Raw genomic sequence first — 20,912 nt, 5'->3', positions numbered from 1 at the left:
ATGAGGTGAAGAGATGAGTGAGTTGTTTTTTGATGAATCTGTCATTCTTCTGGGTCTAGAATGTTCAGCAAAAGAAGAAGTCCTAACCACAATGGGCCAGAACCTGGTGAACAAAAATCTCGTGAAGGAAAGCTTTATTGATGCCATTATCGCAAGAGAAATTGAATTTGCTACTGGATTACCAACAGCTGGTATATCAGTTGCGATCCCCCATACAGACGTCCATCACGTTAATCGAAAGACGATAAGTATGGGTGTGTTGAATGAAACAGTAGATTTTGGAGTGATGGGGGATGACAGTGAAACGACTCCTGTGAAATTAGTATTCATGCTTGCAATGGATGAAACTCATTCACAACTTTCATTATTGCAACAGTTAATGCAGGTATTTCAGAGTGAAGAGACGTTACAGTATCTGGTGACGGAGAAGGATAAGACAACAATTAAACAGATAATTAAAACGAAAATAGTATTTGAATCCCTTGAAGGAGATGAGAAAAAATGAAAAAGAAACAAGTATTAGTAGCATGTGGAGCAGGTATTGCGACATCAACAATCGTGAATGGAGCTATTGAAGAAATGGCAAAAGAACATCAGCTAAAAGTGGATCTTGTTCAGATCAAAATCACTGAAGTGGGTGGTTACGTAGACACGGCAGATTTGCTTGTGACAACGGCTATGACGAAAAAAGAATATCCGTTCCCAGTCATTAATGCCCGTTCATTCCTAACTGGAATCGGAACGGATGACACGAAACAGAAAATTCTTGAAGAGCTTAAGAGGTAGAGTGGGTGTGAAATGAATTCACTTCATTTATTAGAAGATAAGTAGATTAGTTTCATAATGTTGGGAGGCAAAGTTGATGGAAGGATTCGTCAATATCGTACAAGGCTTTTTAGATTTAGGTGCAACCGTTATCTTGCCAGTAGCTATCTTCTTACTAGGTTTATTATTCGGCCAGAAACCGGGTAAAGCGTTTCGGTCAGGCTTAACGATCGGTGTAGCTTTTGTTGGGATCTTTTTAGTAGTCGATTTGCTTGTGAATAATTTGGGACCTGCAGCGCAGGGGATGGTAGATCGATTAGGGGTCGAACTAAACGTGATTGATGTCGGTTGGCCAGCGTCCTCATCTATTGCCTGGGCATCAGGTGTTGCGGCATTTATTATCCCGCTCGGTTTACTGGTGAACGTGATCATGCTAGTGACGAAAACAACTAAGACGATGAATGTGGATATTTGGAACTTCTGGCACTATACCTTCATGGCTGCAATGGTATATGCCATCTCAGGTAGTATCATCCAAAGTCTACTTGCTGCAGTCATATTCCAAGTTATCGCACTTAAAGTTGCGGACTGGACAGCACCTATGGTTAGTGAATTCTTTGAACTACCAGGAGTGTCGATCGCGACAGGAAGTACAATTTCTTATGCACCAGGTATATTTTTAGTGAAACTATTACAAAGAACCCCAGTCGTGAAAAACTGGAATGCAGATCCGGATACGATCCAAAAACGCTTTGGTATTTTCGGAGAGTCAATCTTTATTGGACTTTTTCTAGGTGCCGTCATTGGTATTCTAGCAGGCTATAGCGTTGGTGATGTAATTGAAATCGGTATGGCAATGGCAGCCGTTATGGTCTTGATGCCTCGTATGGTAAAGATCTTAATGGAAGGGCTAATGCCAGTCTCGGAATCTGCAAGAGAATGGCTATCGAAACGGTTTGGTGATAGAGAAATACATATCGGTCTTGATGCTGCAGTAGCGCTGGGACATCCTGCAGTTATTTCGACAGCTCTTATTCTTGTACCGGTTACCGTTGCTTTAGCAGTTATTCTCCCTGGTAACTCTCTATTACCTTTTGGGGACTTAGCTACAATTCCGTTCGTAGTGGCATTTATTGTCGGCGCTGCAAGAGGAAATATTGTTCATTCCGTTATCGTAGGTACGATTATGATCGGAATTTCGCTCTATATAGCAACAGACGTCGCTCCGATGTTTACCCAAATGGCGATCAATGCTGATTTTAATATGCCTGAAGGCTCTACCAAAATCTCTAGTATCGACCAAGGTGGTAACTTAGTCAACTGGCTGATCTATAAAGTGTTTAGCTTGTTTAATTAATTCTATGATCTCGAATTAAAATGCTAGATTGACCAGGAGGAATGTATATGAAAGCTCTAGTGAAAACAGCACCTGGATTTGGGAATTTAGACATTCAAGAAAAAGAAGAACCCGCTGTAGCGAAAGATTTAGTGAAAATTGAAGTGAAATACGCTGGAATCTGTGGATCAGATATTCACACTTATGAAGGGCATTATAAGGTTCGGTTCCCTGTTACGCTTGGACATGAGTTTTCTGGAGAAGTGATTGAAGTAGGACCAAATGTTACAGAATTCAACGTTGGAGATCGAGTTACTTCCGAAACTACTTTTTATATTTGTGGTGAATGTGAGTATTGTAAGTCTGGTGACTATAACTTATGCAATTATCGTAAGGGGTTAGGAACCCAGCAAGATGGTGGGTTTGCTAACTATTTAATTGCACACAAAGATAGTGTCCATATTCTCCCTGATAGTGTTGATTATAGGTCAGCAGCTATGACCGAACCCCTCGCATGTACGCATCATGCTGTGACAAAAACGAATACCATTAACGGCGATATAGTCGTTGTAATGGGGCCAGGACCGATTGGTTTGTTTACGGCCCAGGTGGCAAAAAGTAGAGGAGCAATCGTACTAATTACGGGCCTTACGAACGACAAAGTTCGTTTGGAGAAAGCGAAAGAACTAGGCATCGATTATGTAGTTAATATCCAAGAAGACAACATTCGAGAACTGGTTAATAGCCTTACAGATGGGTACGGTGCAGATGTCGTATTTGAATGTTCTGGAGCTGTTCCAGCAGCCAAACAGGGGTTGGATCTTTTGAGGAAGAAGGGACAATATGCACAAGTTGGTATTTTCGCTAACCCTGAAGTTCAATTTGATCTTGAAAAAATCATTCAAAAGGAAATTCGCGTGATCGGAAGTAGAAGTCAGAATTCAGCTGACTGGGAGCCGTCTCTAGAGTTAATTAATAACGGAAGCGTCAAAGCGAACTCTTTAGTCACACACGAATTTGATATTACTCAATGGGAAGAAGCTTATAAAGTGATTAAAAGTGGAGAAGCAATTAAAGTGTTATTGACTCCAGTCGGCTAATCATACAGAGGTAATAAACTGAAATTTTAGTTTATTGAGCGCGGGCTCATCAAGAAATGAGGGATAGGAATGACGGAAGCACTATTGGACTTTATGCTCGGACCATTTAGTATTGTCGGAGATTTCTACTTTGAACATCAAGTGACTTTTAATACAGTCATTGTTTGTTTGGCTTTCTATAAATTAAGCAGGCGAAGATCAGGAAATGAATCAGCATAAACGATTGATTAATAATAAAAAAATAGAGAGAAGGGTAAAGATGAAATCTCTCAACTTGTATAATGAGCAAGATATTCGATTTGAAAACCTGTCTGAACCGATCATCGAGAATGAAGAAGACGTTATTATTAAGGTGAAAGCAGTTGGTATATGTGGCTCGGACATTTCCAGGTATAGGAAACTAGGGCCGTATGTACCTGGTATGACTTTTGGTCATGAGTTTGCAGGAGAAGTTTCGAAGGTTGGCTCGGAGGTTAGTCACGTTCAAGTAGGAGATCGAGTTGTCGGGTGTCCGACCTTCTATTGCGGAGAATGTGAAAACTGCCAAAAAGGTGATTTATCCCGATGCGCTAAGTTAACTGTGATTGGCGCACGCCATCCTGGTGCTTATGCGGAGTTCGTAAAATTACCTAAATCGCATGTTCTGTCTATACCAGATAACGTTGATTACGATACAGCAGCACTAGTTGAGCCTTCTTCGGTCGTAGCTCATGGTTTCTATCGTTCGAGTATCAAGCCTGGTGCTGATGTCGCTGTTATGGGATGCGGAAGTATTGGATTATTAGCTGTTCAATGGGCAAAAATCTTCGGTGCAAAAAAAGTCTATGCAATTGACATCGACATGGCTAAGCTCAAAATTGCAAAAGAATTAGGCGCAGATGTCGTTATTAATTCATTGGAAAAGCCTGCTCATGAACAGCTTATGGCATACACGAACGGTATTGGCGTTGATTTAGCTATCGAATCAGCAGGTTCTCCAGTTACCTCTTCTCAGGTATTTGCATTACCAAAAAAAGGTGGAGAGGTTGTGTTCATGGGTATTCCTTATGCAGATATCAAAATAGAGCGTTTTTATTTTGAAAAGATAGTTCGAAATGAATTAAGAGTTCTAGGATCCTGGAATGCTATTTCCTCACCATTCCCAGGGCAAGAATGGCGTTCTTCAATTCACTATATGAGTACGGGTGGAATTAATGTAAAACCAATGATTTCACACAGGTTAGCTCTTGAAGATGGACCAGAAACCTTTGATAACATTATTAACAGAAAAGACGCCTATGTGAAGGTTCTCTTTTATCCTGACAAGGAAAGAAAATAATGAAGCCTATTTTCTAAAATAAAATGGATGACAATCACCTCGAATGGATAGAGGGAATTGTCATCCATTTTTAATTTCAATCAATGCAATATGCCATGCTGAGTTATTTCAGATATTTTTAATGATTGGTATGTGGTTATCGATCATTCCATAAACCCTGGGGACATCATGTGCTTCAATTTTCTTTTTTGCATTTCCAAACTGAACGCTTTCCTGTGAATCTTATTCTTTTCCTTCAGTAGAGTATTCTGCCAGCACTATAGCGATTTCATCTTCAATGTCCTTGATGCCATCTTCTTCAACAAATTGATTCAGTAAAATGGAAAAGACGAGACCGTTCCCTTTTTCCACATATCCTGAGAGGGAAGAGACTCCGGTTAATGATCCGGTTTTGGCATGGACGATCTGTTCTGCAGCTGTATCTCTCATACGATATCGTAGTGTACCGCCCTCAGATCGATCTGAATCGCCTGCAATTGGAAGAGAACGATAAAAGGGGTCAAACCAGCTTTCGTTTTGGATGTTAAATAGAAATTCGGAAAGTTGATTTGGTTTAACTAATGTAACGTGAGAGATACCTGAACCGTCTCGCAGACGCATATCGTCGGTGTGAAGGCCTTGCTTTTGAAGAAAGTCTGTCACAACTTCCAACCCAGCTTCCCAACTGCCTTCATCTTTCTTCACTTTCCCCATCTCTTTCACTAATATTTCAGCATGACCGTTATTGCTTAGCTTCATAAATGGAATAAGAAGCTCCGATAATGACATGGATTTCTTTTCAATGAGAAGAGTCGCATCTTCAGGTGTTTTGCTTTGCTGGATGTCACCCTTGAATTTAATTCCAGCTTCTTTTAGTGATTGATGCATTAAGCTAAGTGCATATTGCGGGGGATCCCATACCGCAATCCATTCACGCTTACGTGAGACATCTTCAGAAATTTCACCTTCTACTAAAATTGTATTCGATCCATGTTCTCGTGAAATAGTTAATTCGGCTTCTTTATCCGCTTTGACTGTTATGGCACGGTTTTCAACTTTTAGGACATCGGAAGAAGGTGAAAGTTGAACATTAGCTTGATCGCCAGGTTGTTTTCCTGGATAAACTTCAACAATGATCGTACCCGCGTCGTAATCTTCGTTTGGTGAAGCTGTTAATGCTGAAACTTTGGCACCATAATAGTTGTCTTCATCCGACCAAACCATATCCTGTGAGAGAGCTTCTTCGTCATACCAGCTGTTATCGCCTATAAGATTACCTTGTATCTTATGTACACCTTTTTCTTTTAAAGAGTGTGCAAGTTCATCAAAGTCTTCTTTAAGAAGGGTAGGGTCTCCTTTTCCTTTTAGATAAATGTTTCCTTTAAGGTTATTGTTTTTGAGTTTTCCGTCAGTGAGCAGTTCAGTGCTAAACCGGTAGTCTGGACCAAGTGTTTCAAGTGCAGCTCCGGCGGTGAATAATTTCATATTAGAGGCAGGAGTGAGCCGGGTTTCACCATAGTTCTCATAGATTAATTCACCTGTACTAGCTGCTCGGACGCTTATCCCTGCGATTGCGCCATCTAGAAGTTGATTTGATAGGATCTCATTTAACTCTGTTGAGAGAGTACTGTTTGTTTTATCTGCACTTGCATCTTGATGAGAAGTGAGAGGGGGGAAGATAAGGAGGAACAGCAGTGTTATGATTAAGCAGCTTTTCAGTGTTTGTTTCAATTCATCATCTCCTCTTTGTTTAGTATGATCAAATATAGTTTCAACTAAAAGACATTGATGAAGGGACTCTACTTAATTTTGTTCACCTCCGTTTAATTAACTGAATGGTCGTTTCAATTTAAACCTTTCGTGTAACACATTCAAATCCCCTTTCACTTCAATAAAGTTGAATCTTTTTACACATGCCTATCTGAGAAAAATAGTGAAATAAGCCTATAATCATGATGACACAAAAAAGCAGCTGCATATTAGCAGCTGCATCCACTTCATTAATATACTTTATCCCCATTAAAAATGGAGTTCTTCACTACAACATAATCTACCGTACGAATCGATTCAAGCTTGTCTCCGCCTGAATAAGAAATGGCCGATTGAAGATCCTGTTCCATCTCTGTTAGCGTGTCTTGAAGATCTCCTTTATGCTCAACGAACATTTTCTTACCTTCAACGTTTTTCTTCTCGCCTTTTTGAAATTCAGAGGCAGAACCGAAGTATTCTTTGTATAGCTTGCCATCTCGTTCGAACGTTTCACCAGGTGATTCTTCGTGTCCTGCAAAGAGAGAACCGATCATCACCATCGAAGCACCAAAACGAACGGACTTGGCGATATCGCCATGCGTCCGAATCCCGCCATCTGCAATGATTGGTTTTGTTGCTGCCTTGGCACACCAGCGTAGAGCGGCGAGCTGCCAGCCACCAGTACCAAAGCCGGTTTTAATCTTCGTAATGCACACCTTACCTGGTCCGATACCGACTTTCGTTGCATCAGCGCCTGCGTGCTCTAGCTCTCTGACAGCTTCAGGCGTGCCAACATTACCAGCAATCACAAAGCTTTCTGGGAGATGTTTCTTAATATGACCAATCATTTCAATGACCGCATTCGAATGCCCGTGGGCAATATCGATCGTAATATAGTCAGGTGCTAGGCCTTGCTCTTTAAGCTGTTCAATAAACGTGTATTCTTCCTCTTTGACGCCGACGCTAATAGATGTGATGAGCTCACGAGCGTTCATGTCTCGAATAAAAGCGATACGCTTTTCCGGTTCAAAACGGTGCATCACATAGAAATATCCTTTTTCAGCCAGAGTAACGGCAATTGTTTCATCAATAATCGTCTGCATGTTTGCAGGTACAACTGGCAATTTAAATGTATGCTTGCCAAGCTTAACGGAAGTATCACATTCTGATCGACTGTTTACGACACACTTAGCGGGAATTAGTTGAATATCTTCATAATCGAATACGTTTTCCATGAGATTCACTCCTAAAAACGAATAATACGTTTTAATTTAATTTAAATGTTCGTCCATTTGATAATTTACAGGAATTCATCGTAATTGTCAAAGATTTTCTTGAAATCCTTTACATATGAGGAGGGAAAGAAAGGGATTCGAACAACGAATATGGAAAAGTAGAAGAGGAATCAAAAGAAATATGTCTAGTGGAACAGCATAGTCATAAGCGTTTGCTAGAAAGTGTGAGCATAAAAGGGAGTTGGTCTTATGATTCGAGTTGGCAGTATTTTTATACCCGTTACGGATCTTGAAAAATCAGTGAAATGGTATGAAAAGCATCTAGGTATTCATAAAATTCAAGAGTGGGGAGAAGGATTGGCTGAAGGTGTCGGCTTCTATTTTCCAAATGATTCGACTCAGCTTGCGTTAGTACAAGTGGAGAACGTTCAGCCAACTGAATTTCACGTCAAAGCAGAACGTCGGAATAGCTATTTCAATTTTCTTGTTGATGATATTGAAGCTTTTAATGAGCAGCTCAATAAGAGCGGTGTTAAAACGAATGAGCTAGAACAATTTGGAGGCATGACATGTTTTGATTTCTTTGACATCGATGATAATCCTTTTAGCGTGGTTAGTGAAGTGGTAGATTCTCCGTTTCATGCTGATCAAGTCAAAAAAATGCAGGGTATGAAACGATGAAGGAAAATGAAAAAAGTTGCCCTGAGTGTGGCGAAAAAGAAACACGAATAGGAGAATTTACTGGCTACGGCTCATTATTTAAGAAAAAAGGATTTGCAAAAAGTTCCCCAGTTGATGCTTCTTTCTGTGTTAATTGCGGTACGATCCTTTCTCTTAAGGTGAGGAACCCAAAGAAGTTTATTTAGTAAAGCTTTTAAGGAGGAGTAGAGATGGCGACTGATTTGTGGATGAACCTTCCTGTGCAAAATGTAGAAAAGTCGAAAGCTTTTTTTACAAAGGTCGGATTTCCTGCTAAGACCATAGGAGACGGCGTTCAAGTAGCGATCGGTGCTCAAGGGACGAAGGTTATGCTGTTTCCTTCTTCAAAGTTTGAAACGTTTACCCATCACAGAGTAGCGGATTCTATGAAAGCGACGGAAGTGCTTTTCTCAATTGGAGCGAAAGATCGTGAAGAAGTAGATGAAATGATAGAGAACGTGGAAAAGGCAGGGGGAGAAATCTATGCGAAACCTGGCTTAACAGATGGATGGCTCTATGGAGCGGGGTTCATTGATTTAGATGGTCATCGATGGAATGTGTTGTATATGGACGTGGAGAAAATGCCGTAATCATATGCGAGGGGCTTTAAAGGTAACTCTCATCACAGCGGAGTTACCTTTTTAGTTCATTATTGAAACTTCCAAGTAGTTTCCATCGTAAATAAAGTAGGAACAAAGAATAACAGTAAGGAGAATAAGATGTACTCTAAACAGACGAAATGGATGTCAATCATACTCGTTATTCTGTTAGTGACAGGATGCTCCAATGGAAATGCGTCGTCGGATAAACAGGGTGTGAAAACGATTGGCGGAATCGATCGGATCGAATTGCTGAAATTTAGCGGGACGTATGTTGGGGACAATTCAGCTGTTCTAGCGATTCTAGCTCAACTTCCGGGAAGCGGAACAGTTAATAAAATTGATTTATCTGATCAAAAGATAAGCGTGACCTATGACGAGGAGCGAGCAAGTTCTGAATTAGACTTCTATTCTACCTGGTTTGATGGAGCGAACAGCGCTCAGAGGATTTTCCATTATAACGCGATTTACTTAACGATCTTAGTGCCGAACGCCAAAGAATATGAATTTCGAGTGCAAGATGAGAGCTTCCGAATAACGAGAGATGAAATGGTAGCCACATTAATGAGCAAATTTGGTGAATTTCCAAGTGAGGAGCAGCTTATGGAGGAAACATTCGCCGAGGAATATGTGAAAAAGCATGAAGAAGAATTTGAGAAAATGGCAAATCATTATGAGGACTATTTTAATGGATTAGTAAAGTAAAAGTAGGTGTTAAATAAATGAAGAAAGTTCGTTACACCTTTATCCTGTCAATCGTATTTATTCTATTGATAACAGGAGTAGCGTCTTATATGAACCACCGGGCGATTGGGATTTCGGCTGAGGAATGTAAAGAAGTAGGAGGGAAAGTAAATTTAGAAAAAGATCTATTAGCCATAAATTGGCGTTTTTCTTGTGAGAAATAAAAGAAAGAAGGGAGAAGAGAACATGCCAACTTGTCAGACTTGTGGTTATACATGGAAATGGAAGGAAGCATTGAGGTTAATCTATCGCGCAAAGGCCAGCTGTCCAAACTGTGACGCAAAACAATATCTATCTGCTAAATCGAGAAAACGATCGAGTTATACATCAATGCTAGTCGTTATTCCTCTTGCGATCACTTCAATTTATAGGCTTTCTATATGGTTCTATTTGAGTTTTTCATTTGCTCTACTAGTACTCATTCTTCTTCTTTCTCCTTTGTATTACCAGTTAAGTAACGAAGAAGAACCACTTTGGTGAATGAGAGGAAGCCAATTGAATTTTCATCAATTGATAATACTGCTCACGAGGGTAGATAGAATGTAGTAGATATAAAAAGGGCATTTAAGAGAGGTACATATATTAATCAATAAAGGATTAGTAGGTTGTTGTAGTCTTCAAGATAAGGGCTGGATTGTTGAAGGCTCAAATTTAAGGTAAACTGTGTTTATCTATTCATAGTACAGACTTATAAGCAAAGAAAGACGGTATTTGAGGTTATGAATTGATAGAAATAGTGGAATGTTTTGGACTTTTAATGGGAGGTGTAAAATTATGAAAAAAGACGAAATTCTAGAAAAAATTCGAGAAAGTATAGGAATAGTTATCAAAGAAATAGATATGGCAGTCGTTGACTTGATAGATAGTCTAAAGAGTATCTTAATGTAAAAGGAGAGGTTTTTAGTTTCTGAACATCTTCTGTAACTATTATACATAATCAAATTATGTATGTTTTTTCGAGTAAATAAAGGAAAAGAAGCCTTCGTTTCGAAGGCTTCTAAGTGTGTAGAAATTAATAAAAATTCTACAAATTGTAAAAAGTCGCACGTCTATCTCCATATGCACACGGTAATTTTTGGAAATGGATTCCAATGAAATTCTTCAATAAACTCTGAGCTTATCTGTAGTAGGATAGGCTTCTTTTTAATATGAAAGAAAAGATTGAGTTGTTTGCACTAATTTGAAATAATTGGTATTGCGGATGTGCTCGCGATTTCTAAATAGAATCTCTATTAAATGGATTAACTTTGTGAAAGGGAAAAAAACTTATTTAGGGGGAGTGAAAATGCCGAGTAGAATAGTTGTAGCACTAATAGGTAGCTTTCTTATTTTTGCAGTTGGTTTGTTTAGATTATTTACTGAAACGCTATCCTCAACTCCTTTGTTTATTGCCTATCTATTTATTATTACAGGGGCAATTGGCGTTATTGCAAATGGGTTAAAATTAGGGGAAACACATAAAACATAATTATCAAAGGATTATAGTATCTTGAAATCAGGTTTTCCACAATCTCGGAGTTAGCTACACAGTGGTTATCGCTTAGCAATCTGGTGCAAGATTTGACGAAACGTTATTCTATTAAGGGGTGAGGTTATGGGTTTTTGGTATTTTTTAATATTATTTGTAGGAATATTTTTAGTGGTTAAGGGGCTATTTGGTAATAAAAGAAATGGCTTGGTATTGATAGGGGTCATAAGTATTGCGTTCTCAATATTTATGTTTACGCCAGGCAGTGATGAAATCATTTCAGAAATATTTAATTTTTTTGGAATAGATATATGAGCAATCTCAAACTAGGTATTTTCACTAACGGTAGCTAAAACAAAAGAAAGAACAGTAATCGAGTTTCGGAGTCTATCTGTAATAAGGTGGCTTCTTTTCTAGAATGAAAGATTAAGTTATATAGTTTCATTTGAAAAAAATTGTATAAGAATTTTGAACAAGATAACGGTATAACAGAGTTTCGTTCAAAGACATTGAGGGGGATTTATTTTTGGAGGGAGAACAAAAACAGAAAACTGGAAAGTGGATACTTCTAACAATAAGTTGGATTTCAGCATTTTTACCTTATCTATTCAGCCCGTTAGTATTTGGTCCTTTTGCTTTTTTTCTTGGCTTGGTGCTAAAAAGAGATTACGAAGTTGGTAATCAAGGTAAGATCATTATGATTTTGGGAGTAATAAATACAATCCTAGGATTCATGTTTACCTATTGGGTAATAAATGTATTAAATAGTATCTGAGTGATCAAATTTCCTATCGTATTCAAGTATCTCGAAGGATGTTCTTAAGAAGTAGAAGGACACTTTTTTGTGAAATAAGTGTTCAAAATAAAGATGACTGCTGTAAAATAAGGTATATTATAGTGATGAATAGATTCTCTTGTAAAAGAAGAAAAGTGGTGAACAAAGTGGGAAGATATCAATTGGATCACAAAAGTAAGGTAGCTGTGACAAAGTTTCATGAGAAACAGCCGACTTCTAAATTTGATAAAAAGAAGCATCTTGAAAAAATGCGTGCGGAGTATTTAAAAAAGAAGCAAAAACAGACAGATAAATAATGTTATGGAAAACATAGGAAGATTAAATTCTTACTATGTTTTTCTTATGAAAAGTTTTCTTTCGAACTCTTTTGCAATCGAGTGCAATTCTGATATAACAAATCAACGTTACGTTGAAGAATGATCTTCACTAATCGGGGCTATTTAAAGGAATTTGGTAAAGTAAGTACGAAGGATTTAAGGAGTACACTGGGATATTAAATAATGAGGTGAAAGAAATGGTAAGAAGAAGACGTTTAGCCTTCCTGAAATAGGTATGTGTTTTGATGATTTTAGGAAGGCTATCTTAAAATAGGAGTGTAATCATAATGAAGCAAAACAAATATGATGATCAAAATTTCTTTAATGCGTATGAAAAAATGCCTCGTTCAGTGAGAGGACTTGAAGGGGCTGGAGAATGGCATATATTAGAAAAGCTTTTACCGGAAATGAGAAATAGTAATGTACTGGATTTGGGATGCGGTTTTGGGTGGCATTGCCTTTACGCTCGTGAACAAGGAGCAAGTTCGGTTACTGGAGTGGATCTATCTGAAAAAATGCTTCGAAAAGCCCGTGAAATGACGGATGATCCTTTCATTACTTATATTAAAATGCCGATAGAGGATATTCATTTCCAAGACTCGCAATTTAATGTGGTGGTTAGTTCGTTGGCGTTGCACTATATTAAGTCATTTAAATCAATCAGTAAAAAGGTATATGATTGTTTAAAGCCTGAAGGCTCTTTCGTTTTTTCAGTTGAACATCCTATCTTCACTTCTCGTGATGAACAAGATTGGTATTACAATAAACAGGGTAAACGTCTGCATTGGCCAGTCGACAACTATCAAGTAGAGGGAGTTCGTGAAACAACATTCTTAACTGAAAATGTAACGAAATATCATCGTACGATTTCCTCATATATAAATGACTTAATTGATACTGGATTTATTATAAGAGCAGTTAATGAATCCGTTCCTTCTAATGAAATGCTGAAAAGCGATCCTGAAATGAAAGATGAGACCCGAAGACCTATGTTTTTATTAATCTCAGCTGAAAAAACAATTAAGTAATTGGTTTTCCGCATTAAGGAGAATCTATTTTTCATAATAGGGAAATTCAACATTATTAGATTTCGTCCTCTGTTTCGTTATTTCGCAGCTTTAATTGAATGAAAAAAAGGGGAACTCCATTCTCATTGGAGTTCCCCTTTTACAATTTAACGGTTTAAGCATGCGTGCCAAGCAAAGCATCGTTTGCTGCTACATAATCATAGCCAAGATCACGTGCAACGGCTTCGTAAGTAATCGCTCCGTTTGCTACGTTCAACCCTTTTTCAAGTGCAGGATTGCTTTGGATCGCAGCCGTTACGCCTTTATTAGCGATTTGGATCGCGTAAGGAATCGTTACGTTTGTTAGTGCGATTGTTGATGTTCTTGGAACTGCACCAGGCATGTTCGCTACGGCATAATGAACTACACCGTGCTTTTCGTAAGTTGGGTTATCATGCGTTGTAATGTGATCAACTGTTTCAATGATTCCGCCCTGGTCAATCGCAACATCGACAAGAACAGATCCAGGTGTCATGCTTTTCACCATTTCTTCTGTTACAAGCTTCGGAGCTTTTGCTCCTGGAATGAGTACGGCTCCAACAACAAGATCCGCTTCTTTAACAGCTTGTGCGATGTTAAGTGGGTTAGACATTAGCGTATTAATCGCATTTCCGAAAATATCATCAAGCTGACGAAGGCGCTCAGCGCTTAAGTCAAGAATCGTCACATCTGCGCCAAGACCCATCGCGATTTTCGCTGCGTTTGTACCTACAACGCCACCGCCGATAATGGTAACCTTGCCACGCTTTACTCCTGGAACGCCGCCAAGCAAAATGCCTTTTCCGCCTTTAGGCTTTTCGAGAATTTGTGCACCGATTTGAGAAGCCATGCGCCCTGCTACTTCACTCATTGGTGTTAGAAGTGGCAATGTTCCACGATCGACAACTGTTTCGTACGCGATCGCTGTTACGCCGCTATCTTTAAGAGCTTTCGTTAGTTCAGGCTCAGCTGCTAAATGTAGATAAGTGAAGAGAATGAGTCCTTCACGGAAATAAGTATATTCAGAAGAAAGTGGTTCTTTTACTTTCATTACCATTTCTTGATTCCACACAACGGCTACATCTGTCGCAATTGTGGCGCCTGCTTCGCGATAGTCGATATCCTCGAAACCGCTTCCAATTCCTGCCTCAGTTTCAACTGTTACGTGATGACCAGCCTTTGTTAGTGCGATGACACCTGCTGGAGTAATCGCTACGCGATTTTCATTGTTTTTAATTTCCTTTGGAATACCAATATACATCATTTCATCCCCTTAGCCTTAATTAATGATCAATTACCTACGATTATAGACGCCATATATGGATTTCACATTGTGTAAATAAAAGAAAATAAAAGGGGGTGTTTGTGTAATTACACAAACACCCTATGATTTCATTTGTTCTATTTTTAAATCAAGATAGAGCGTGACTTTTTGATTAGCGTCTTTTAGATCAAGATTTGCCACATCAGTGATGCGTTTTAACCGATAGTTTAACGTATTTGTATGAACGTGGAGAACGTGAGCCGCGGCCTTCACGTTGCTATCGTGCTGCAAATACACTTCTAGCGTTTCTAGTAGCTGAGTGTGATTAATCGCATCGTACTGCTTGAGCTTCTCAATATAACTGTTTTGATAATGCTTGCGCTCTTTATAGAGAAGATCAATAAACTGATAGATCCCAAGGTTTTGATAGCTATAAATCGACATTACTTCACGCTTGAATCGTTCTTTAATGGATAACACATGAAGTGCTTCACGATAGCTGTCTTTAATGGAAAGAGGACTTTGGTAGAGCGTACCAGCCCCGCCTTTTAGTGTATCGACACCAAGGCGATTACTAATTTTCTCAACAAACACCTGTACAAATTCTGATAGCTGCTCGGCCGTGTTTTTTTGATCTGTTGGTCGAACGAGCAGAATGAGCTGATTCTGATCCAGCGTACTATAAATTAATTCGATTTGGTGAGAAGCCTGAATGTAATAGTTCATATGGCGTTCGAGCGATTGTTGTATTTCATCATTAAACTCAAAGACAACGATCGCCATTTCACCCTTTAACTTAATGTGGTAGGTGGAGGCTTGATCTAGTATACTTGTTTCTTTTGTATAATGACCCGTAAGCAGTTTCCAAAAAAACTCGCGATGACCTTCTTCTGAATGTCGCTTCTTTATTTCAAGTTTGAGAATTTGATTTTTAACGACCTTAGCCGCTTTTTTTAGAAGCGCTAATTCTTCTTGCTTTACTTCCCAATTAAGCTGAGCCCAAATAAAGCCGAGAAGTTCTTCGTTTTTTCGCACCGATATCGCCACTCTTTGGCCGAGCCCAACTTCTGGGATCGCCGGGATAATAACCGGATCATCACTCTCAAATAGCTGAGGAATAATGCCTTTTTTCCATAGACTTTTGATCACATCTTCTGGAACTTTTCGTTTCATGATGGTGGCAATACGAGCAGGGTCCACATTTTCATCATGTGAACTATACGCTAGAATGCGATGATCTGAATCTTCAATCGTGACGGGGCAACCAAGGTTTTCTCGAATGCAGTCAGCTAAATCTTCTAACGAACGGAATGGCCCCTGAAAAGGGTTATGACGTTCTTGATCGGTATGCAATTCTACCACTCCTTTCTTATGACTCGTAAACGATGTCCTTACATTCATTACTTCTGATTAGAGTATACAAGAAAATGAACACCTTTGTGGGATTTCACAAAGAGAAGTTAAGAAATTGTTAGGATTCACAAAGGAAAGTGGAATCGTATCATAGGAGAGGTGAGAAAAAATGACGAAAATAAAAACCTATCAACCTATAAGTTCATCATTATTAAACTTTAAAAATAAATAGTATGACATAATTAAATTAATGTGTTATTCTAATAATCGAATCTAGTAGGGAGGCGTTGGATAAATGGTGGAGCAAAGTGCGATTCGATGGTTTCATGAAATAAGGAAAGATGATATTGCTCTTGTCGGTGGTAAGGGAGCAAATCTTGGAGAGCTTACGCAGAGTGGTGTACACGTACCGCCTGGTTTTTGTGTAACAGCTGAAACGTATACCACGTTTATCTCTGAACGAGAACTTGATCAGTCGATTCTTCAAAAAATGAAGACGCTTGATTATGAAAATAACGATCAGCTTAATGAGGTGAGTGCTGAGATCAGGGAATGGATCCTACAGACAGATATGCTTGAATCTCTTGAAGTAGAGATCCGAAATGCCTATGCAGCGTTTAGTGAGGATCTTAACGTCACGGATCCGTTCGTTGCCGTTCGAAGCTCGGCGACGGCTGAAGATCTTCCGGAAGCTTCTTTTGCAGGTCAGCAAGATACATATCTTGAGATTTCCGGAATCACAGAGCTTCTTTATCACATTAAGAAGTGCTGGGCGTCGCTCTGGACATCACGAGCCATATACTATCGCGAAAAACAGCAGTTCAACCATTTCGATGTCTCTCTTTGTGCGGTCGTACAACTGATGGTGAATAGTGAAAAATCAGGCGTTATTTTTACAGCGAATCCAATTACAGGTGAACGCGAACAGATGATGATTAATGCGAGCTGGGGACTTGGTGAAGCGGTTGTCTCAGGGATGGTTTCACCAGACGAATACATTGTCGATAAGAGAACGTTCAAATTAATCGAAAAGCACGTAGCCGAAAAGAAAGTGCTTGTCGTAAAGAAAGCCAACGCAATCGGAACGGATACGGTTGCGGTGAAAGAATATTTAAGTGAGGAACACGTGAACCAACAGTGCTTAACACAAGCTGAAATCGCTCAGCTTTCACGTGACGCTGTTCGAATTGAAGAACTTTATCAAACGCCTCAGGATATTGAGTGGGGCCTTGATTGCCAAACAAATGAACTTTACATTCTGCAAGCTCGTCCAATAACAACACTAAAAGAGGAGGAAACAAATGTGGTCGAAAAGATAGAAACCCCAAAGAAGATGCTCGTTAGAGGGTTAGCTGCCTCACCAGGTTCTGCAAGCGGAAAAGTCCGCAAGATCAAAGATATTAGTGAAGTTTCTCTTGTAGAAGAAGGCGATATTCTAGTGACCATTATGACGAATCCGGATATGATTCCTGCTATGAAAAAAGCGGCAGCACTCGTTACGGATGAAGGCGGGCGTACTTGTCACGCCGCTATTGTTTCACGTGAGTTTGGGATTCCATGTATTGTTGGATCTTCGATTGCGACAGATGTGTTAATGGATGGAATGGAAGTGACGGTTGATGCGACGCGTGGAGTAGTATATGAAGGACTTCTAAAAGAAACTGAACAAGTGAAAAAGAAAGAACAGGCCAACGAAGTGACGAACAGCACTGAAGGATTCAATGAATCACTTCTTCACCAGCTGGCTCCAATCACAGGAACTAAAATTTATATGAATCTAGGTGAGCCTGATCTAATCAATAAATACAAACATCTGCCGTTTGATGGAATTGGCTTAATGCGAACGGAATTTATATTTTCAAATATCGGAATTCACCCGATGCATTTGCTGAAGACCGGACAGGAAGAGATGTTTATTGAAAAAATGTCCGAAGGAATAACAAAGGTGGCCCAGGATATCTATCCAAAGCCAATGGTTGTTCGCTTGAGTGACTTCCGCTCAAATGAATTTCGTGGCCTCATCGGGGGAGATGAAGTAGAGCCCGTTGAAGCAAACCCGATGATCGGCTGGCGCGGTGTTTCTCGCTACATCTCTCCACAGTATGAAGAAGGATTCCGTTTGGAGTGTCGAGCGATTAAAAAGGTTCGCGATGAATATGGTCTAATCAACGTTTGGACAATGCTTCCGTTCGTTCGGACAACGTGGGAAGTTGAGAAAGTCAAGAAGATCATGGCAGAAGAAGGACTAGTTCAAAATCAGGAATTCAAGATTTGGATTATGGCGGAAGTGCCGTCTGTCATTTTTGAAGCGGAGGAGTTCGCGCAGCTTGTGGATGGCTTCAGCATCGGAAGCAATGATTTAACACAGCTTATTCTTGGATCTGACCGTGATTCTGGCATTCTAAACAGCATGGGGTACTTTGATGAGCGTAATCCTTCCGTAAAAAGAGCGATTAAACAGCTGATTCACGGAGCGCATAAGTATGGTAAAACCGTTTCGATTTGTGGGCAAGGGCCGTCAACTTACCCTGAATTCACAGAGTTCCTCATTCAAGAAGGAATCGATAGCGTGAGCATTAATCCGGACACTGTGGCTGCTACAAGAAGGTCGGTTGCCTCTGTTGAACAGCGTATGATTTTAAATAAAATAAGAGGCTTGTAAATAAGCATTTACAAGGTGTGGCTGTACTGGTATTATATAACAAAATCAAGTGCGATGATGAGAAGAGTAGATGATGTGACCTTACACAGAGAGCTCCGGTAGCTGAAAAGGAGTGAAGGTAACATGATTGAACCAAACCTCTGAGCTGTACATCGGAACCGAACGTGGGGATGGTGTAACGGGAGCTCCCGTTAACGAGCTATGGTATAAGCAGCTTCTGCCGTACCTGATAAGAGTGATGTGGCGACACATGACTGAACCGGGGTGGCACCGCGATAAGCAATCTCGCCCCCGGGACTATATGTCCTGGGGGTGAGATTTTTTTAATTGGTTAAAAACTTATCGCGATCGGAGCTGACATGCTATGAAGCGTCTTAGTACTATTCGGATGAACGATCTATTGTTGCTTACATCAATAGGTGTGTCAAATATCGGAGGATGGGTGTATCATATTGCTCTGAATCTCATCATCTTAAATCAAACAGGGTCAGCTCTTGCTGTGACAGGACTATACTTACTGAAGCCATTGGCAACTTTATTCACAAATCCATGGGCTGGAAGTCTAATTGATCGTGTGAACAAACGTTGGCTTATGATTTGGGTGAATGTCGCTCAGGCATTGGTGATGTTTATTCTCCCACAACTTTCAAGTTTATGGACGATTTACGCTCTTGTATTTTTGATTAACATGGGTAGCTCGGTTTTTCATCCAACATCAATGACATACATGACGAAGCTTCTTCCTAAAGAAAGGCGAATCCACTTCAATTCCCTTCGAAGTTTAGTTGATTCAGGTGCATTTGTGATAGGGCCAGCGATTGCTGGCGTGCTATTTATTATCGGAACGCCAACCCATGCCATATACCTTAATTCAGGAGCATTATTTCTTGCTGGCACGTTGTTTCTTTTGCTACCTGATATAGAAAAAGAGACGCGGATGAACTTATCAGGTGTTGTTTCATTTCAAGTGATTAAAGAAGATTGGCGCATTGTATACACGTTTAGTCGAAGCGCTATTTTTGTGATTCTCATTTATTTTCTAGTGAGTGCGGTTGGCATGATGAGCTGGGGAGTAGATTCACTTGAAGCGAGCTTCGCAACAGAAGTACTTCATCTAACGAATACAGAATATGGTTTTCTCGTAAGTATCGCTGGGATCGGAGTTCTTTTCGGAGCCATTCTTAATACCCTTATTGCAGAAAAAAGAAATCCCCTTTCGTTAATAGGGGGAGGGGCCATTGTGCTTTCCATTGGGTATCTGATTTTTGCTTTATCGTCATCATTTCAGTTAGCTGCGATCGGCTGCTTTGTTCTTTCTTTTTCCCTTTCATTCATGAATACTGGCTTTTACACTTTTTATCAAAACAATATTCCTGTTGATGTTATGGGGAGGATTGGGAGTTTGTTCAGCTGGATTGAGGCGGTTTTTGTTACAATTGTGATGATTGGCTGCGGCATCATTGCAGAACTTATATCTATACGTTTTAGCGTTATAGTAGGCTCGAGTGTAATGCTAATCTTTGCGTTACTTCTCGTAGGAGTTGTTTTATTCAAACGAACTAGTACGAGGCTCGAGAAAGTACAACCGTTGGCTAAATAGTAGCCATACCCTCGTTTTTTTTCAATCAATTTAGGTATGAGAGAACAGTCTAAACTACAAAAGTCAAGGCAGAACACCTGTCTTGACTGAAAAGGAAATATTGCTTCTATTCTCACTGAGAAAGTTCATGGAATATCCAAAACTGTTTCGATGCAAGCATTGAAATCACCTTTAGCCTTTTTCATAATGAAACTATACTGTTGAAGAATGTGATCATTAGTGAATCATTCACACATTTTATCGTATGTTTTGATTCATTTTCTTACAAGAAACGGAGAATCATTCTGACAGCAGAAATAATTAATGGAGGAACGATAATGAAAAAGATATTAGTTTTAACAATTGCGTGTTTACTCACATTTGGGAATATGACTTACGCCCATACTGGGTTGGAAAGTTCTAATCCTGAAGATGGAAGTACAATAACAGAGGATTTAGACATAGTAACTCTCACTTTCGAAACAGAAATTGAGGAAACAAGCTCGTTTGAATTACAAAATGCGAATGGTGAAACCGTAGCGGTTGATAACATCACAGTTGAAAACAATACAATGACTGGAACGTTTGATCAGCCAATTGAAAACGGAGATTATGAAGTACAATGGAAAATTATTGGGGTTGATGGTCATCCAATTGAAGGAACGTTTTCTTTTTCAGTAGACGTACCTGAATCAGAAGTGAAGGAAGATGAGCCATCATCTGAAGAAACAACGAAAGATTCAGAAGCAGAAGAGACGAAAGAACAAATGAATAAAGAAGAAGAGACGAAGACAGATACAGCCGAAGAGGAAAACTCTAATGGGACGGTAATCGGTGTTGTTATTGGTGTGCTGGTTGTTGTACTTATTGGTAGCATATGGTTAATGAGGAGGAAAAAATAAT

General features: G+C 39.6%; 24 protein-coding genes and 1 other annotated feature. Of the genes, 20 read left to right on the top strand and 4 right to left on the bottom strand.

Features of this window, described 5'->3' with window-relative positions:
- Window positions 1-13 precede the first annotated feature (13 nt).
- The 6 genes from Q4550_RS02720 (at window position 14) to Q4550_RS02695 (ending at window position 4,519) form a co-directional block, all read left to right on the top strand.
- On the top strand, window positions 14-505 hold the full coding sequence (locus tag Q4550_RS02720) for a PTS sugar transporter subunit IIA (RefSeq protein WP_303530169.1): 492 nt from the start codon (window positions 14-16) through the stop codon (window positions 503-505).
- On the top strand, window positions 502-786 hold the full coding sequence (locus tag Q4550_RS02715; RefSeq protein WP_303530168.1) for a PTS sugar transporter subunit IIB: 285 nt from the start codon (window positions 502-504) through the stop codon (window positions 784-786). The genes Q4550_RS02720 and Q4550_RS02715 overlap by 4 nt, the downstream gene beginning before the upstream one ends.
- A 76-nt stretch (window positions 787-862) precedes the next feature.
- Window positions 863-2,122: a galactitol-specific PTS transporter subunit IIC gene (locus Q4550_RS02710; protein WP_303530167.1), complete on the top strand. Its 1,260-nt coding sequence runs from the start codon at window positions 863-865 to the stop codon at window positions 2,120-2,122.
- Between the two features lie 47 nt (window positions 2,123-2,169).
- Window positions 2,170-3,201 (top strand): zinc-binding dehydrogenase, encoded by a 1,032-nt coding sequence (locus Q4550_RS02705; RefSeq protein WP_303530166.1) that lies wholly within the window; start codon window positions 2,170-2,172, stop codon window positions 3,199-3,201.
- A gap of 69 nt (window positions 3,202-3,270) precedes the next feature.
- Window positions 3,271-3,420, top strand: a complete 150-nt coding sequence (locus tag Q4550_RS02700) for a hypothetical protein (RefSeq protein WP_283152829.1) — start codon at window positions 3,271-3,273, stop codon at window positions 3,418-3,420.
- Window positions 3,421-3,460: 40 nt separating this feature from the next.
- Window positions 3,461-4,519, top strand: a complete 1,059-nt coding sequence (locus Q4550_RS02695) for a galactitol-1-phosphate 5-dehydrogenase (RefSeq protein ID WP_303530165.1) — start codon at window positions 3,461-3,463, stop codon at window positions 4,517-4,519.
- A gap of 222 nt (window positions 4,520-4,741) precedes the next feature.
- On the opposite strand, the gene dacB is transcribed toward Q4550_RS02695, so the two are convergent.
- Together dacB and guaC are read right to left on the bottom strand one after the other, a co-directional pair.
- Window positions 4,742-6,229, bottom strand: coding sequence for a D-alanyl-D-alanine carboxypeptidase/D-alanyl-D-alanine endopeptidase (dacB, locus tag Q4550_RS02690; protein WP_303530164.1), 1,488 nt, complete (start codon window positions 6,227-6,229; stop codon window positions 4,742-4,744).
- Window positions 6,230-6,498: 269 nt separating this feature from the next.
- Window positions 6,499-7,482, bottom strand: a complete 984-nt coding sequence (gene guaC, locus Q4550_RS02685; RefSeq protein ID WP_303530163.1) for a GMP reductase — start codon at window positions 7,480-7,482, stop codon at window positions 6,499-6,501.
- A gap of 249 nt (window positions 7,483-7,731) precedes the next feature.
- Here guaC and Q4550_RS02680 point away from each other — a divergent pair, with 249 nt between their 5' ends.
- From Q4550_RS02680 to Q4550_RS02630, 11 genes are all read left to right on the top strand, one after another.
- On the top strand, window positions 7,732-8,163 hold the full coding sequence (locus Q4550_RS02680) for a VOC family protein (RefSeq protein WP_303530162.1): 432 nt from the start codon (window positions 7,732-7,734) through the stop codon (window positions 8,161-8,163).
- Complete coding sequence (locus Q4550_RS02675; RefSeq protein ID WP_303530161.1) at window positions 8,160-8,348, top strand: hypothetical protein; 189 nt, start codon at window positions 8,160-8,162, stop codon at window positions 8,346-8,348. The genes Q4550_RS02680 and Q4550_RS02675 overlap by 4 nt, the downstream gene beginning before the upstream one ends.
- A 24-nt stretch (window positions 8,349-8,372) precedes the next feature.
- Complete coding sequence (locus tag Q4550_RS02670; RefSeq protein ID WP_303530160.1) at window positions 8,373-8,771, top strand: VOC family protein; 399 nt, start codon at window positions 8,373-8,375, stop codon at window positions 8,769-8,771.
- A 129-nt stretch (window positions 8,772-8,900) separates the two neighbouring features.
- A complete protein-coding gene (locus tag Q4550_RS02665) occupies window positions 8,901-9,485 on the top strand; it encodes a DUF4825 domain-containing protein (protein ID WP_303530159.1) in 585 nt (194 codons plus the stop codon).
- 17 nt (window positions 9,486-9,502) lie between these two features.
- A complete protein-coding gene (locus Q4550_RS02660; RefSeq protein WP_303530158.1) occupies window positions 9,503-9,688 on the top strand; it encodes a hypothetical protein in 186 nt (61 codons plus the stop codon).
- 22 nt (window positions 9,689-9,710) lie between these two features.
- Complete coding sequence (locus tag Q4550_RS02655) at window positions 9,711-10,004, top strand: TIGR04104 family putative zinc finger protein (protein ID WP_303530157.1); 294 nt, start codon at window positions 9,711-9,713, stop codon at window positions 10,002-10,004.
- Window positions 10,005-10,809: 805 nt separating this feature from the next.
- Entirely contained in the window at window positions 10,810-10,992 is a 183-nt protein-coding gene (locus tag Q4550_RS02650; protein WP_303530156.1) for a hypothetical protein, read from the top strand.
- Between the two features lie 126 nt (window positions 10,993-11,118).
- Entirely contained in the window at window positions 11,119-11,307 is a 189-nt protein-coding gene (locus Q4550_RS02645) for a hypothetical protein (RefSeq protein ID WP_303530155.1), read from the top strand.
- Between the two features lie 211 nt (window positions 11,308-11,518).
- Complete coding sequence (locus Q4550_RS02640; RefSeq protein ID WP_194220517.1) at window positions 11,519-11,767, top strand: hypothetical protein; 249 nt, start codon at window positions 11,519-11,521, stop codon at window positions 11,765-11,767.
- Between the two features lie 182 nt (window positions 11,768-11,949).
- Window positions 11,950-12,084, top strand: coding sequence for a hypothetical protein (locus tag Q4550_RS02635; protein WP_303530501.1), 135 nt, complete (start codon window positions 11,950-11,952; stop codon window positions 12,082-12,084).
- A 308-nt stretch (window positions 12,085-12,392) separates the two neighbouring features.
- Complete coding sequence (locus tag Q4550_RS02630) at window positions 12,393-13,133, top strand: class I SAM-dependent methyltransferase (protein WP_303530154.1); 741 nt, start codon at window positions 12,393-12,395, stop codon at window positions 13,131-13,133.
- Between the two features lie 154 nt (window positions 13,134-13,287).
- Here Q4550_RS02630 and ald read toward each other — a convergent pair whose 3' ends face one another.
- Entirely contained in the window at window positions 13,288-14,412 is a 1,125-nt protein-coding gene (ald, locus tag Q4550_RS02625) for an alanine dehydrogenase (protein WP_283152816.1), read from the bottom strand.
- A gap of 123 nt (window positions 14,413-14,535) precedes the next feature.
- The gene (locus Q4550_RS02620) at window positions 14,536-15,768 is read right to left on the bottom strand and encodes a PucR family transcriptional regulator (RefSeq protein ID WP_303530153.1); all 1,233 of its coding nucleotides are present in this window, start codon (window positions 15,766-15,768) and stop codon (window positions 14,536-14,538) included.
- Window positions 15,769-16,063: 295 nt separating this feature from the next.
- On the opposite strand from Q4550_RS02620, the gene ppsA reads away from it, so the two are divergent.
- From ppsA to Q4550_RS02605, 3 genes are all read left to right on the top strand, one after another.
- Window positions 16,064-18,430, top strand: a complete 2,367-nt coding sequence (gene ppsA, locus Q4550_RS02615) for a phosphoenolpyruvate synthase (RefSeq protein WP_303530152.1) — start codon at window positions 16,064-16,066, stop codon at window positions 18,428-18,430.
- Window positions 18,431-18,475: 45 nt separating this feature from the next.
- Window positions 18,476-18,726, top strand: a binding site (T-box leader).
- Between the two features lie 68 nt (window positions 18,727-18,794).
- On the top strand, window positions 18,795-20,030 hold the full coding sequence (locus Q4550_RS02610; protein ID WP_303530151.1) for an MFS transporter: 1,236 nt from the start codon (window positions 18,795-18,797) through the stop codon (window positions 20,028-20,030).
- Between the two features lie 317 nt (window positions 20,031-20,347).
- Window positions 20,348-20,911: a copper resistance CopC family protein gene (locus tag Q4550_RS02605; RefSeq protein WP_303530150.1), complete on the top strand. Its 564-nt coding sequence runs from the start codon at window positions 20,348-20,350 to the stop codon at window positions 20,909-20,911.
- The last annotated feature ends 1 nt before the right edge of the window (window position 20,912 follow it).

This window comes from Anaerobacillus sp. 1_MG-2023, from assembly GCF_030547345.1.
Lineage (GTDB): Bacteria > Bacillota > Bacilli > Bacillales > Guptibacillaceae > Guptibacillus > Guptibacillus hwajinpoensis_B.
The sequence above is the reverse complement of the archived record's forward strand: the minus strand, read 5'-3'. Positions and strand labels throughout refer to the sequence as shown.